The 14420-nt window shown below is 46.9% G+C and carries 12 protein-coding genes; all 12 read right to left on the bottom strand.

Going from position 1 to position 14420, the window contains the following annotated elements; translation table 11 throughout:
• Positions 1 to 3 precede the first annotated feature (3 nt).
• The 12 genes from ICN12_RS04465 to rsmH are packed head-to-tail and all read right to left on the bottom strand — an operon-like array spanning position 4 to position 14411.
• Positions 4 to 870 carry a cell division protein FtsQ/DivIB gene (locus ICN12_RS04465; RefSeq protein WP_255537696.1) on the bottom strand — a complete coding sequence of 289 codons (867 nt, stop codon included), beginning with the start codon at positions 868 to 870 and terminating at the stop codon, positions 4 to 6.
• Complete coding sequence (locus ICN12_RS04460) at positions 867 to 1859, bottom strand: D-alanine--D-alanine ligase (protein ID WP_255537703.1); 993 nt, start codon at positions 1857 to 1859, stop codon at positions 867 to 869. Before ICN12_RS04460 ends, ICN12_RS04465 begins: the two co-directional genes overlap by 4 nt.
• 13 nt (positions 1860 to 1872) lie before the next feature.
• On the bottom strand, positions 1873 to 3309 hold the full coding sequence (gene murC, locus ICN12_RS04455) for a UDP-N-acetylmuramate--L-alanine ligase (protein ID WP_216270950.1): 1437 nt from the start codon (positions 3307 to 3309) through the stop codon (positions 1873 to 1875).
• Positions 3306 to 4379 (bottom strand): undecaprenyldiphospho-muramoylpentapeptide beta-N-acetylglucosaminyltransferase, encoded by a 1074-nt coding sequence (murG, locus tag ICN12_RS04450; RefSeq protein WP_216270948.1) that lies wholly within the window; start codon positions 4377 to 4379, stop codon positions 3306 to 3308. Before murG ends, murC begins: the two co-directional genes overlap by 4 nt.
• Complete coding sequence (gene ftsW / locus ICN12_RS04445; RefSeq protein ID WP_216270946.1) at positions 4376 to 5647, bottom strand: putative lipid II flippase FtsW; 1272 nt, start codon at positions 5645 to 5647, stop codon at positions 4376 to 4378. The genes murG and ftsW overlap by 4 nt, the downstream gene beginning before the upstream one ends.
• On the bottom strand, positions 5644 to 7263 hold the full coding sequence (gene murD / locus ICN12_RS04440; protein WP_216270943.1) for a UDP-N-acetylmuramoyl-L-alanine--D-glutamate ligase: 1620 nt from the start codon (positions 7261 to 7263) through the stop codon (positions 5644 to 5646). The genes ftsW and murD overlap by 4 nt, the downstream gene beginning before the upstream one ends.
• 10 nt (positions 7264 to 7273) lie before the next feature.
• Complete coding sequence (gene mraY, locus ICN12_RS04435) at positions 7274 to 8443, bottom strand: phospho-N-acetylmuramoyl-pentapeptide-transferase (protein ID WP_216270941.1); 1170 nt, start codon at positions 8441 to 8443, stop codon at positions 7274 to 7276.
• A complete protein-coding gene (locus tag ICN12_RS04430) occupies positions 8434 to 9882 on the bottom strand; it encodes a UDP-N-acetylmuramoyl-tripeptide--D-alanyl-D-alanine ligase (protein ID WP_255537695.1) in 1449 nt (482 codons plus the stop codon). Before ICN12_RS04430 ends, mraY begins: the two co-directional genes overlap by 10 nt.
• Complete coding sequence (locus ICN12_RS04425) at positions 9879 to 11432, bottom strand: UDP-N-acetylmuramoyl-L-alanyl-D-glutamate--2,6-diaminopimelate ligase (protein ID WP_216270939.1); 1554 nt, start codon at positions 11430 to 11432, stop codon at positions 9879 to 9881. The genes ICN12_RS04430 and ICN12_RS04425 overlap by 4 nt, the downstream gene beginning before the upstream one ends.
• Positions 11429 to 13201 (bottom strand): peptidoglycan D,D-transpeptidase FtsI family protein, encoded by a 1773-nt coding sequence (locus ICN12_RS04420; protein ID WP_216270938.1) that lies wholly within the window; start codon positions 13199 to 13201, stop codon positions 11429 to 11431. The genes ICN12_RS04425 and ICN12_RS04420 overlap by 4 nt, the downstream gene beginning before the upstream one ends.
• Positions 13198 to 13464: a cell division protein FtsL gene (gene ftsL / locus ICN12_RS04415; RefSeq protein WP_216270936.1), complete on the bottom strand. Its 267-nt coding sequence runs from the start codon at positions 13462 to 13464 to the stop codon at positions 13198 to 13200. Before ftsL ends, ICN12_RS04420 begins: the two co-directional genes overlap by 4 nt.
• On the bottom strand, positions 13461 to 14411 hold the full coding sequence (gene rsmH, locus ICN12_RS04410; protein ID WP_216270933.1) for a 16S rRNA (cytosine(1402)-N(4))-methyltransferase RsmH: 951 nt from the start codon (positions 14409 to 14411) through the stop codon (positions 13461 to 13463). The genes ftsL and rsmH overlap by 4 nt, the downstream gene beginning before the upstream one ends.
• Positions 14412 to 14420: the final 9 nt, after the last annotated feature.

The following is a 14420-nucleotide window of genomic DNA, read 5'->3' as shown; positions in this document are numbered from 1 at the left end:
TCCTCATTGCTTCTGCTCACTTTTTTTGCTATCTGCTTCATTCTTTTTTAGGCTTGCCGAAGCAAGATGCACTGCAAAACCATTTGCATAGCGCAGATCAATTGCATCTATGCGATTAGCCCATTTCTCTTGAACCTGCGGCCAATATTTAAAGAGGCGCGCTACACGATCTTCGGTTAATGTTTTGTCTGAATTTTCTTCATCCCGACCAAATTCCACCTTCATGCCATTAGAAAGTTTGACGTGCCAGGCGTAGCGCTCAGACAGGGTCAAGCTCTTCACTTCTGCACTCCAAGGCTTAAACCATGTATTTGCTTTTTCATATAAGCGCATCACTTCTTTGCTAGCATCTTCTGGTCCAGAGAAATCAATCAGTTGAATACCATCACCTACATCAGAAACACGCCCTGCAAATAATTCACCATGGGTATTCATCAAGGTATGGCTATCAGCCCCGCCCCAAGTGCCAAAGGGTTTTTGCTCTTCAATGCTGATAATCAATCCGTTAGGCCATACTCTGCGAACATTGGCATGACGAACCCAAGGCATGGATTCAAATCCACGCTTTACATCTTCTAGTCTCACGCTGAAGAAGTTCCCTTGTACTGTTTCTAAAACCTGCTGCTTCACTACGGGCTTATTAATATGCTTTAGCGTTTGACCAACAACAGGCTCAATCACGACTTGGCGCAAAGAAAATACCGGGCGCTGACTTAACCAAACCAGAATTCCCACGCAAACCATGACCGCAAAACAACGCATTAAGAAGCGACTTAGCTTTTGCATCCGCTCTGGATAATTCCAAAGTGGAGATGCGAGCGAAGTAAATACTTCGCCGAATCCGCTTAAGAAGGAGCTCATCCGACTCATGCTTGCTTAGCTCCTTTGATATTCAAGGTTTGGCTAATCACCCAGAGAACTAATTCGGCATATTCAACACCGGCAGCTTTTGCGGCCATCGGCACCAATGAATGTGAAGTCATGCCTGGAGAGGTATTCATCTCCAAGAGATAGGGTTTGCCAGTTTTTTGGTCGAGCATGACATCGGCGCGACCCCAGGTCTTGCAACCGAGAGTGCGGTAAGCAGCTAAAGCCAATTCTTGAACAGCCAGATTGACTTCTGGCGCCAATCCGGTTGGGCACAAGTACTTCGTCTCATCAGAGAAATACTTATTGTGAAAATCGTAATTAGCTTCCGGTGGAATGATTTTGATCACAGGCAAAGCTTCTGCATCGGCGCCAAAACCAACCAATGGACAAGTCAGTTCATCGCCAACAATGCAAGTTTCAGCAATTACCTTTTTATCCATTCCAGCCGCTAACTTATAGGCTGCAGGCAATTCTTCAACAGACTTCACTTTAGTCAAACCTAATGAGGAGCCTTCGTGTGCAGGCTTCACTATTAATGGCAGGCCTAGGTACTTCGCTACAGCATCCCAGTCACTATCAGCTTTCAGCTCCTGAAACTCTGGAGTAGAAAGACCACTACTGAGCCAAACAAGCTTAGTCGCAATTTTGTCGATCGCCAATGCGGAAGCCAGTACACCGCTACCGGTATAAGGCAAACCTAAAAGCTCGAGTAATCCTTGAATCGTGCCATCTTCACCATAACGTCCATGCAAGGAGATAAAGACACGGTCAAATTTTTCTTTTGCCAACTCGGTTGGGCAACGCAATCCTGGATTAAATGGATGCGCATCTACCCCTTTAGAAAGCAACGCCTCTAGAACACCGCCACCAGACATCAAGGAAATCTCGCGCTCACCAGAGCGACCACCGAGCAACACGCCTACTCGGCCAAGAGATTTGACATCCAAGCCAGCGAGATCATTCTTCACTCGCTCACCCCAAGCCTTCATCGCTTGATTTTGCTTAGACATGCTTTGCCTCCGCTAATACATGAGGCAATCCAGAGATGGAACCTGCGCCCATCGTGATTAAGACATCGCCATCACGTAATAAGGCGCTTAATTTTTCCGGCATCTCAGCAACAGTTGGTGCAAATGCTACTGCCGCGCTATCCAAGGAAGCTTTCAAAGTCTTATCCATTGTAAGAGCAGCCTTCATGAGGCTTTGACCATCCGCACCTGGAATCTTGGCTTCACCAGCTGGATATACTTCGGTAAGCACCAGCGCATCAAAGTTTTTCAGTACTTGAACGAATTCGCCGAAACAGTCGCGCGTACGGGTAAATCGATGGGGCTGGAATGCCAATACCAAGCGTCGATCTGGATAAGCTCCGCGCGCTGCGGCCAAGGTGGCTGCCATTTCTACAGGGTGATGACCATAATCGTCAATCAAGGTAAAGCTACCACCCGCTGCCAAAGGAATCTCACCATATCTCTGGAAGCGACGACCAACACCACTAAATTCAGATAAAGCCTTCAAGATCGCTTCATCGCCAACGCCTAATTCAGTGGCAATTCCGATTGCAGCTAATGCATTTTGAACGTTATGCAGCCCTGGTAAATTCAATTGCACCTCTAATGGACCCGGCTTATTCCCGTGACGGCGCACAGTTTTACGATCAACCGTAAAGTGCATGCGAGTACCTTCAGCACGTACATTGCTTGCGCAAATATCCGCATCATCCGATAAGCCATAACGCAATACTGGCTGCGATACAAACGGAATAATGTCTCTCACATTAGCATCGTCGATGCATAGAACTGCTACACCATAGAAAGGCATGCGCTGGATAAACTGTACAAAAGCTTGTTTTAATCTCGCCATGTCATGCTGATAGGTATCCATATGATCAGCATCGATATTGGTTACCACTTCCATGGCCGGGAACAACTGCAGGAAAGAAGCATCAGACTCATCGGCCTCAACCACGATGAAATCACCCTGACCTAGGCGCGCATTCGCGCCTGCTGAATTTAATTTTCCACCGATCACAAAGGTTGGATCTAGACCACCTTCGGCTAAAACGGAGGCGACCAAACTGGTGGTGGTGGTTTTTCCATGGGTTCCTGCAATCGCAATGCCCTGCTTTAACCGCATGAGTTCGCCGAGCATGACAGCACGCTGAATAACAGGCACCTTTGCTGCACGCGCAGCTAGCACCTCAGGATTGTTACCTGCTACTGCGGTAGAAATCACCACAGCTTCTGCAGTGCCAATATTTTTAGGATCATGCCCAATATGGATCACAGCACCTAAATCTTTTAAACGTTTAGTTGCCGCACCTTCTGCCAAATCAGATCCAGAGACCTGATACCCCAGATTCAGGAGCACTTCAGCAATGCCGCTCATACCTGCACCACCGATACCCACAAAATGAATTTGCTGAACAATATGTTTCATATACCTACTCCCGCACAATCTGCACATACCTCAGCTACACGCTGAGTTGCATGTGGCTTAGCCAATGTATGCGCACGTTCCGCCATTACCCGTAAATCTTCGCGGCTAAAGTTTTGAATCATCGAAGCCAAATCCTGTGCATTGAGATCTTGTTGTGGCAAAAGAATGGCTGCATCTGCATCCGCCAAAAAGCGTGCGTTCGCAGTCTGATGATCATCAATCGCATAAGGAAATGGGATCAAGCAGGATGCAACGCCACATGCTGCAATTTCTGAAACTGTCATTGCACCCGAGCGGCATATCACTAGATCTGCTTGAGCATAGGCAGTTGGCATGTCTTCAATAAATGGACGAATATCAGCTTCTACACCCAACTCGGCATAGCGCTGTTGTAGGTCTACTAGATGCTTATCACCCGCTTGATGGATTACGTGTGGACGAGCTAATTTATCCATTAGGGCTAAGGCTGCCGGAATGGCTTCGTTTAAAGCGGCGGCACCTAAACTTCCGCCAACCACCAGAATCGATAGAGGGCCTGAACGCTGTGCATAACGAGCGGATGGTGCGCCCACTCTTTCAAACTCTTCCCGAATTGGATTGCCAACCCACTCAGCATGCGCCATCGTGTCTGGAAAGCCAGTCATGGTGCGCATTGCAATTCTGGCTAAAGCGCGATTTGCACTTCCTGCGACTGAATTTGCCTCGTGTAGAACTAAAGGCTTTTTCAGTAACTTAGTCACCAAGCCACCAGGGAAGGTAATATAACCACCCATACCCAAAACCACATTTGGTTTTAAGCGGCGCATGATCTTCCAACTTTGAAAACTCGCTCTTGCCAGATTGAATGGCAGCATTAGCTTGGCTTTGACGCCCTTGCCACGCAGACCACCAAAGTCAACCGCCTCGAATGGGAAATCGCAAGCTTTTACTAAGCGGTATTCCATGCCGCTTTTATTGCCAAGCCAAAATACTTTCCAGCCACAGATGCGCAGATATTCAGCGACAGCAAGGCCTGGGAAAATATGTCCTCCAGTGCCGCCAGCCATCACCAAAATGGAAGGTTTGGTCATAGCTTCCCTCCGCGCATCAAGATCCGGTTTTCATAATCAATGCGCAGTAGCATTGCTATCGCCACAGCATTCATCAAAATTCCAGAGCCACCGTAACTCACCAATGGAAGAGTTAAGCCTTTGGTAGGAAGCAAACCTAAATTCACCCCCATATTGATAAACGCTTGCCAACCAATCCAAATCGCTACGCCTTTAGCTGCAAGACCCGCAAAACTACGATCTAATTGCAGTGCAGTACGGCCAATTAAAAATGCGCGGCGCACGATCCAGTAGAACAAGAAGATCATCACTACTACACCAACAAATCCAAGCTCTTCACCAATTACTGCCATGATGAAATCCGTATGGGCTTCAGGAAGATAGTGCAGTTTTTCAACACTACCGCCCAAACCTAAGCCGAACCATTCGCCACGACCAAATGCCATCAGCGAATGGGTTAATTGATAGCCTTTATTCGCTGCGTTATCTACTTGCCATGGATCTATAAAAGCCATGATGCGTTTTTGTCTAAAGGGTGAAAAAGCAATAATAGTTACTGCACTTAAAATTCCCACCGCAAATAATCCGCCAAATAATTTAGCGTTAATACCACCCAAGAACAGAATTCCAAAAGCGATAAGAGATACAACAACAAGGGCGCCCATGTCTGGCTCAGCCATGAGCAAGCCACCAACTAAGGCAACAGCAATGCCCATCGGCAACATGCCCTTAACGAATGAATGAAGATATTCTTGGCGCTGAACTGTATAGCTAGCAGCAAAAATAACTGCAGCGAACTTCATTAGTTCGGATGGCTGGAAATTCATGAGGCCTAATGGAATCCAACGCTTCGCCCCGTTTACACCCTTACCTATACCAGGGATGAGCACGGCAATTAATAGCAATACGGTGAAACCAAAAATTACTGGCGAGTAACGATCCCAAACTGTGGTTGGAATCTTAAATGCCCAGATACCCACTCCAATAGCAATCGCTAATGAAATGCAATGGCGAATCAAAAAGAAATTGCTGCTGTAGTTTGCGTACTTAGGGCCATCCGCCAAAGTAATTGATGCGGAGTAGACCATGACTAAACCAATTAGCGCCAAGGACAATACTGCCCAAACAAGTAACTGGTCATAGCCCATCATCCGAGAGCGAGTTTGCTCCACACCAGATACTGCATCTCTCAAGCCGCTGCGGAAATTATCTATCCCGCCTCTTGAGTAATTCCAGAAACGACCTAGGCCCAAGCGATTCTCAGGAAAGAATTTTTCCTTCAAATTCATGCGTGAACTCCTTCGAATTGCATTCCCAATTCTTGAACTTCCGCAACGAAAGCTTCAGCGCGTGCAATGTAATCACTAAACTGATCAAAACTAGCGCAGGCTGGGGACAATAAAACGATATCACCAGACTGGGCCTGTTTAGCGGCTTGGGTCACTGCGTTTTTTAGGGTCTCACTTATCACACAAGAAACTGAGCCCGATAAAGCCTCGGCGATGATCGGAGCATCCTTACCAATCAAGAAGACGCCTTTTACAAATCTCACCGCAGGATCACGCAAAGGACTGAAGTCCTGACCCTTACCCTCTCCGCCAGCGATCAGCCAGATTCGCTTACCCGACTCATTGGCACTCAAACCATTTAGTGCGGCAACTGTTGCGCCTACATTGGTGCCCTTACTGTCATCAACATACTCAACATTCGACACAATCGAAACGCTTTGCACACGATGCGGCTCACCATGATAGTCACGCAATCCGTGTAGCAGCATATTCATTGGTAAACCAGCCGATCTTGCTAAGGCTAAAGCAGCCAATGCATTCAAAGCATTGTGGCGACCACGAATACGTAAGGCATCTGCCGGAATTAAACGCTTCAGTCTTAATGGCTCATCTTCCACTACCACCGCTTTACGGCGGCGCTTTGGTTGAGGCTCAAGATCTTCATCCACTTCAGCCCAAACCAACCAATCAATTCCGCCAGCGCGCAAATCATGCTCTATACCAAAAGCGCCTTGCTCATCGGGTCGGTTGGAGCCAAAGGTAATGACTGATCTATTGGCTTTTTGTTCATCGGTGAGCAAACTCATTACTAAAGAATCATCGCGATTCAAGATGCAGATAGTGTCTTGCCCAAAAATGTTGGCCTTTGCATTCACATAGGCCTGCATATCGCCGTGCCAATCCAAATGGTCTTGCGTAATATTGAGTACCGTTGCCGCAGTCGCATTAAAAGTACTGGTATAGATTAGCTGGAAACTAGATAACTCCAAAACCCAAATCTCAGGCATATCTGAAATTTGATCTGACTCATCCAAACAAGCCATTAATTTATCCAAAGCTGCAGGACTAATATTTCCAGCCACAGCAACCCGCTTGCCGGCACGCTCACATAATTGACCAGTTAATGCAGTAGTGGTTGTTTTCCCATTAGTACCAGTAATGGCTAATATCGCAGGTTGATATTGAGACTGATCTGCTTGTGCCATGCGATCTAATGTCGCAATGGCTCTAGCGAAGAACTCCATCTCGCCCCAGATATCAATACCTAATTCTTGTGCTCTAGCCAAGAAAGAGGCTGTTGGCTCTTTTAGTGGAGATAAACCAGGACTAATTCCGATGACATCGATATCTTGAAGACTGGAATTATCAAGTGGGCCAAAATGAGCATCTTTGAGTCCCGCGAACTCAAGATCAGCCAACCAGGCTTTTTGTCGTTCATTTAAGCTTTCGCGATCACGGGTATCGACTAGGCTTACCTTTGCGGCATTCCGCAAGCACCACTTAGCCATTGCATAACCAGATTCCCCTAATCCTAGTATCAGGAAATGTTGAGGTGCTTGATAGCCCTCATCTGCGATGAGCGCCGGGTTAGCGAAGGCTTGGTCTAAGTTATGCATATTCTTTGGCTTACCTTAATTTCAGGCTGGAGAGGCCAATGAGGACTAATAAAATGGTGATGATCCAGAAACGCACTACTACTTGCGTTTCACGCCAACCACCCAATTCGAAATGATGATGAAGCGGTGCCATTCTAAAAATGCGACGGCCTTCACCAAAACGCTTCTTGGTAAATTTGAACCAGAAGACTTGCAGCATCACTGAAACTGTTTCAGCAACGAAAATTCCACCCATCACAAAGAGCACGATTTCTTGACGAACAATGACAGCGATAGTACCGAGTGCCCCGCCCAAGGCGAGAGCACCAACATCACCCATAAAAACTTGGGCAGGATGCGTGTTGTACCAAAGGAATGCCAACCCAGCACCACCCATAGCGCCGCAGAAAATCATCAACTCACCTGCGCCAGGGATGTAAGGGAATAGTAAATACTTTGCGTAAATTGCATTACCCATCACATAGGCAAAAGCACCCAATGCCGCTCCAACCAAAATCACGGGCATGATCACCAAACCATCAAGCCCATCAGTCAAGTTCACCGCATTGCTACTACCCACAATCACCAAATAACTGAGGATGATGAATCCCATTACACCTAGCGGGTAGCTGACTTCTTTCATGAATGGAATCAGCAAATTTGACTTGGCGGGTAGATCCAAAGCAAAGCCGCTCTTAAGCCAATCAAAGAACAACTGCAATACCTTGAGGTTGTTGACTTCAGATACCGAGAAGGCTAAATAAATTGCTGCAAATAAACCGATCAAGGTTTGCCAAAAGAATTTTTCTCTTGAGGCCATCCCCTTAGGATCTTTACGAGCTACTTTGCGGTAATCATCTACCCAGCCGATCAGTCCAAATCCAAAAGTCACAATCATCACAATCCAAATAAAGCGATTTCTGAGATCCGCCCATAGCATGCAAGATATAAAAATGCCCAGCAGAATTAATACGCCACCCATCGTAGGGGTACCTGATTTCACCAAATGGGTTTGCGGACCATCCGTACGTACCGCCTGACCCATCTTCAATGCAGTCAATTTGCGAATAACCCATGGGCCAGCTGCTAAACCAATGAGAAGAGCAGTCACTGTTGCCATAACCGCTCTAAAGGTAATGTAGTTAAAGACCCGAAAAAATCCAAAGTCATCTTGAAGCCACTGGGCTAACATCAAGAGCATGTTTTAGCCCCCTCTAATAAGGCTTGAACCACACGCTCCATGCGCATAAAACGGGATCCCTTAACCAAAATATCTAAATGCATTTGTTTATTGGATTCTTGATTTACCAATGCCACATTGAGCTCTTCAAGTAATTGATCCAAAGTTGTGAAATGTGCAGCACTTCCGGTGGCCTGTTTTACCTGGGACTTATCAAAGCCCTGTACGGCAAATTTGCATTGCTCCCCAATAGCAAATAACTTGGCAACACCCTGCTCTGCCGCATAAACGCCAACCTCTTCATGAAATTCAGGGCCCTGATCACCCACTTCACCCATATCTCCCAACACCAACCAAGAAGTATTTCCAGATTGCTTGAGCGCATCAATAGCCGCCCTAACAGAATCTGGATTAGCGTTATAGCTATCGTCGATTAGAGTGCGGCGGGACTTTAAAGGCTTTGCCTGCATGCGTCCATTTACAGGGGCAAAAGATTCCAAGCCTGCTTTAATTTTTTCAAGACTCAAACCAGCACCCAAAGCAACAGCACTCGCTGCTAGCGCATTACGGACGTTGTGGTTCCCTAAAGTATTGAGCTGAACCTCAATCTTGCCCAATTCTGTCGCAATCTCAATTCTTCCATTCGCGAGCAAGCTACCGGTTACGGAAGCTTTAACCGAAGCCGCATCAGCAGACAAAACAAAATCAATCACCTTGCGCCCTGCGGCAGCTTCATGCCAAACATCAGAAAACTCAGAATCGGCTGGGAATACTGCAACGCCATCTGCAGGGAGCGTGCTCAAAGCAGTCGCATGTTCTTTTGCAACCGCTTCAACGGTCGCCATAAATTCTTGATGTTCGCGCTGCGCGTTATTGATGAGGACAATATTGGCTTGCGCAATAGCGGCTAACTCTGCTGTTTCACCAGGATGATTCATACCCAACTCAATCACGGCTAAGCGATCACTCGAACGCATGCGCAATAAAGTTAAAGGCAAACCAATATCGTTATTTAGATTACCTTTAGTAACTAAGGTAGATTCTTCACCAGCCGCTACCCTAAAGATAGAGGCAATCATTTCTTTTACAGTGGTCTTTCCGTTAGAGCCAGTGACCAATGCTACTGGGATAGAGAATTGTGCACGCCATGCTTTGGCCAATTCGCCCAAATCTTGTTTGACATCTTCGACACAAACTGCTGCTAAGTTTGCAGGGCATTTTTCTTTATTGCTAATTAGCGCTGCGCTAGCACCTGCTGCCAATACATCCCCAAGGAAGTCATGCGCATCAAAGCGCTCGCCCGCCAGGGCTACAAATAATTCACCAGCCTGAATTTGGCGACTATCACTTCCCACACGAGAAATATTGATTGCCTGAGCGATCTCATTGCTAGCGTGAATCAATTCACTCCCCGGTAACATGGCATGTACTTGAGCAAGGGTGGTCATCGGTAGACTCATACGCCACCTCCCGCAGCCAAACGAATGTGCTCTTGATCAGAAAAATCAAATTTCTTACCATTGATTTCTTGGGTAGACTCATGCCCCTTACCGGCAACTAGGACAATATCCTTAATATCAGCATGGCGAACTGCAGCCATAATCGCAGCCGCTCTATCAGCAACTACTTGAACATTTGTTAAGTCGCCTGACATACCGGATTGAATCATGGCAATAATTGCCTGAGGATCTTCAGATCTTGGGTTATCGCTGGTAATCACAATGTGATCGGCAAAATCTTGCGCTGCTTGACCCATTTGCGGGCGCTTTCCTGAATCTCGATCACCACCGCAGCCAAATACACACCAAACTTTCCCGCCTCTTTGGTTTGCAATAGGTCGCAATGCATTCAATGCTTTAGTGAGGGCATCTGGTGTATGCGCATAGTCCACAACAATTAATGGGCCCTCAGTTTTCTGTGTTTTATTCAAGCGAATGAGTTCCATACGACCAGGAACAGTACTCAGCTTGCTCATGCGCTTAGAGGCCTCACTTGGGCTCAAGCCTTGGACCAATAAGACTGTCCAAACTGCCAGGCAGTTACTCAGATTAAATTCACCAAGGACTGGGAGATGTACAGCGCTGGAATCAACACCCTCGAAACTCAATACAGCGTCATAGCCAGCCGAAGTCAGAATACTGCCTGCTGTATAAACACGCTTCAAGCGATCGCTGAATTTCTCAAACCCAGCAAAAGCGTCTTTGTTTAATGCATAAGCCCAGACCTGAAGATCGCCATTAGCAAGAAGTTTCATAGCGAGCTCACGTCCAAATGGGTCATCAAAATTGATTACGGCATGCTGAAGACCAGGCTGCTGAAATAACTTGGCCTTGGCTTCGGCGTACTCACCCATCGTGCCGTGATAATCCAAATGGTCTTGGGTCAAATTCGTAAATACCGCAGTGTCTATCTCCAACCCAGAAATACGCTCTTGATCTAGCGCATGAGAGGAGATTTCAATAGCCACCTGTTGAGCACCAGCATTAAGCAATTCTTTTAACTGCGTTTGCAAACGCGGTGCATCTGGCGTGGTGTAACCCGTCTGAATCAGCGCACCAGGAAATCCCGTACCCAAGGTTCCTAGTACTGCTGTCCGATGGCTTGATTCATCTAAAGCCTGCGCTAGCCACTGAGTAATGCTGGTTTTGCCATTCGTTCCGGTGACGCCAATAACGTTTAATTTTTTACTTGGGTAGTCATACCACTCTGCACAGAGTTGTCCTGCTAGGGTCGCCAAACTTTCAATAGAGAAACATACCGGATGATCTAGATATTCGTTGGCTACTCCATCAGCAGGATCAAATACAACTGCCGCTGCGCCGTTCGCCAAAGCAGCGGCAATGTAATCGCGACTATCTCGCAGGACATTACCATGCCCAACTGCATACGCAAAGAAAATATCACCAGCTTGAATTTGACGACTATCTGCGCTCACTGCTGCATCCGCAGAAGTAAGATCGCGTAAATGCGAGATCAAGAGATGGGGTTCTATATTTACCATCGCCATCATCTTTTTAAAACCGCTGCATGAGTTTTTACTGAAGCACTTTGAATTTCTAGAGGATTTTTATCCTGCAATGTCATCTGCTTAACATTACTATCTGGCAACACATTCAAGGTACGGAGTGTCTCACTCACAATAGTAGAGAACACCGGTGCGGCAACATCACCGCCATAGTGACTTCCGCCAGTCGGCTCATCGATCATCACCGCCACAACAATGCGCGGCGCACTAATCGGTGCTAGACCTGCAAAGTAGGCGCGATATTTATTACCATACCCCTTACCCACCAACTTATGTGCAGTACCTGTTTTTCCACCAACTCGGTAACCTTCGGCCTGAGCTTTAATAGCTGTTCCACCAGGCTCTGTTACTGACTCCATCATGGTGCGCATTTCAATAGCCGTCTTTGCTGATATGACATGAGTGCCAGGCTTAAAGTCTGGGCTACGTTCAATCGTGAGCGGCACCAACTCACCATCACGCGCAAAGATGGTGTAGGCGCGAGCCACCTGAAAGAGTGAGGCTGAAATCCCGTAGCCAAAAGCAATACGCGCCTGATCTGATGGTACCCATTTTTTATAGGGGTGCACTGTGCCTGAGACTGCGCCAGGGAATCCAATCTTCGGCGCTTGACCTAAACCAACAGAAGTATAGAAATTCCACATTTCTTCCGCAGATAGATTATTCATTGCAATTTTGGCCGTACCAATATTGCTCGACTTTTGAATAATTTGAGCAACAGTAAGATTGCCGTACGGGTGAGTATCCGTAATTGGTTTTGGGCCAATTAAGTATTTGGCACCAATCACCATATTGGTATTTGGAGTAATAACGCCCTTCTCTAAGGCAATTGCCACAGTTAAAGGCTTCAATGTAGAGCCAGGCTCAAAGGTATCCGTTAAAACACGGTTACGTAATTGCTCACCATTTAATTTCTTGCGATCATTGGGGTTATAGCTTGGGTAATTTGCTAGAGCCAATATTTCACCAGTCTGCGTATCCAACACAACTGCCCCGCCAGCACTTGCACGATGTTGCTCGACAGCATTTTTCACAGCGTTATAGGCAAGAAACTGAATTTTGCTATCAATCGAGAGTTGCAAATCTTTTCCGTTTTGTGGCAACTGCAGAATGGCTACGTCCTCCACCACGCGACCCAAGCGATCCACTACTACGCGACGTGCGCCAGGGTGCCCAGCCAATTCTTTTTCTCTAGAGAGCTCCATGCCCTCCTGGCCGCGGTCTTCAACATTGGTGAAGCCAACAACGTGCGCCATCGCCTCACCCTCAGGATAGAAGCGGCGGTATTCATTATTCAAACCAATACCGGGAATCTCTAATTGCTTAATTTGTTGCGCCACTTCTGGATCTACTTGGCGCTTTAAGAAAATCTGCTTACGCTCTTCTTTTAATTTTTTACGTAATTCTGATTCGCTTATCTGTAATAGGCTTGCCAACTTTTGAACCTTGTCCGCAGCCAAGTCATCCGGAACAGTATCGTTATAGGCGATCACTGACTTTGCTTCCAAACTCGTAGCAATCACTTGACCATTGCGATCCAATATTTTTCCACGTGAAGCAGGTAGCTCTAGCTCGCGCTGTGTTCCGCGTATACCTTTCGCTTCATAGAAAGCATTTCCTGGGCCTTGAATCCAGAAAGCGCGAATCAGTAACAACATGAAGACAAAGAACAACATGAATAGCATGAGGCGTGACCGCCACATTGGCAAACGCAATACTAAATTGGGCGTAGTGGAGAAACCTACCGGCCTCATCTTGCCTCCTTCAAGTACAAAGTACGTTCTGGAGAGATGGGAACCATGTGCAACTGATTTCGAGCAACATCACGAATCCGTGCAGACTTAGATAGATTTCGCTGCTCATATTCCAGACGCAACCAGTCTTGATTGAGCTTGCGCTCCTCAATTTGCGCACGCTCTAATGCAATAAATAACTTACGAGCACGCTGTTGTGCGGCAACCAAAGATAAGGCGCAGATCAATAACAAAGCGAGCAGCGTCAGAGTAGCGCGATTCAAACCATGACTCCCGCACGTTTTTCAGCAATACGCATGATGGCTGAACGGGCACGAGGATTCTCTCGAACCTCTTCATCACTAGGTTTAACGCGTCCAATAATTTCCAGAGCGCTCTGCGGTAGATCTCTATCGCGAACTGGCAAACCACGTGGCACTTCAACCTTGGAGTGTGACTGCATGAACTGCTTCACGATACGGTCTTCAAGCGAATGAAAACTAATCACCGCCAATCGCGCACCCGGCCTCAATAAATGAAGCGCTGCTTTCAAGCCGAGTTCTAAATCTTCCAGCTCGCGATTGATAAAAATTCGAAGCGCTTGAAAAGTTCTGGTGGCAGGATCTTGTCCCACCTCTCTTGTGCGAACTACGCTAGCTACTAAGCTTGCTAATTGCAAGGTTGTTTTTGGCGACAATCCCTCTTCTCGCTTAGCCACAATAGCTTTAGCAATCTGAAATGCAAAACGCTCCTCACCATAAGCCTTAATCACGCGAGTGATGTCCTCTTGCGATGCTTGCTCCAACCATTCTGCTGCCGTCAATCCGTGATCCGTATTCATCCGCATATCGAGCGGACCGTCCTTGCGAAATGAAAAGCCACGATGTGCTTCGTCTACTTGTGGAGAACTGATTCCCAAATCCAATAAAATGCCATCGACTGATTCTGGTTCTGCGTACTGATCCATCTGCGCAAAACTGTCGTGCACTATTTGCAAACGTGGGTCGTTGATTTTTTCCGCTACTGCAATTGCATCCAAATCCTTGTCGAATGAAATCATTCGCGCACTCGGAGGTAATTGAGAAAGTAGGGCTTGCGTATGGCCACCGCGCCCAAAGGTCCCGTCGATCAAGAGTAGATTTTTTGAAGCTTCGAGAGTATTGATGCGTGGGCCACTGATCAGCGCCTTCACCGCCTCGGCCAGTAACACTGGGCGATGAGTTATGTTCATGGCACCCTG

It is taken from the genome of Polynucleobacter sp. AM-25C3, assembly GCF_018882335.1.
Lineage (GTDB): Bacteria > Pseudomonadota > Gammaproteobacteria > Burkholderiales > Burkholderiaceae > Polynucleobacter.
Note: the sequence above shows the minus strand (reverse complement) of the source record. Positions and strands in the feature narration are given on the sequence as shown.

Bases quoted from the DNA above. Each gene is read 5' to 3' on its own strand.
- ICN12_RS04420 (WP_216270938.1), bottom strand. From the start codon at position 13,201: ATGAGGCCGGTAGGTTTCTCCACTACGCCCAATTTAGTATTGCGTTTG.
- ICN12_RS04460 (WP_255537703.1), bottom strand. From the start codon at position 1,859: ATGAAGGCTTGGGGTGAGCGAGTGAAGAATGATCTCGCTGGCTTGGAT.
- rsmH (WP_216270933.1), bottom strand. From the start codon at position 14,411: ATGAACATAACTCATCGCCCAGTGTTACTGGCCGAGGCGGTGAAGGCG.
- murG (WP_216270948.1), bottom strand. From the start codon at position 4,379: ATGACCAAACCTTCCATTTTGGTGATGGCTGGCGGCACTGGAGGACAT.
- murD (WP_216270943.1), bottom strand. From the start codon at position 7,263: ATGCATAACTTAGACCAAGCCTTCGCTAACCCGGCGCTCATCGCAGAT.
- ICN12_RS04465 (WP_255537696.1), bottom strand. From the start codon at position 870: ATGAGTCGGATGAGCTCCTTCTTAAGCGGATTCGGCGAAGTATTTACT.
- ICN12_RS04430 (WP_255537695.1), bottom strand. From the start codon at position 9,882: ATGAGTCTACCGATGACCACCCTTGCTCAAGTACATGCCATGTTACCG.
- mraY (WP_216270941.1), bottom strand. From the start codon at position 8,443: ATGCTCTTGATGTTAGCCCAGTGGCTTCAAGATGACTTTGGATTTTTT.
- ICN12_RS04425 (WP_216270939.1), bottom strand. From the start codon at position 11,432: ATGATGGCGATGGTAAATATAGAACCCCATCTCTTGATCTCGCATTTA.
- ftsW (WP_216270946.1), bottom strand. From the start codon at position 5,647: ATGAATTTGAAGGAAAAATTCTTTCCTGAGAATCGCTTGGGCCTAGGT.
- murC (WP_216270950.1), bottom strand. From the start codon at position 3,309: ATGAAACATATTGTTCAGCAAATTCATTTTGTGGGTATCGGTGGTGCA.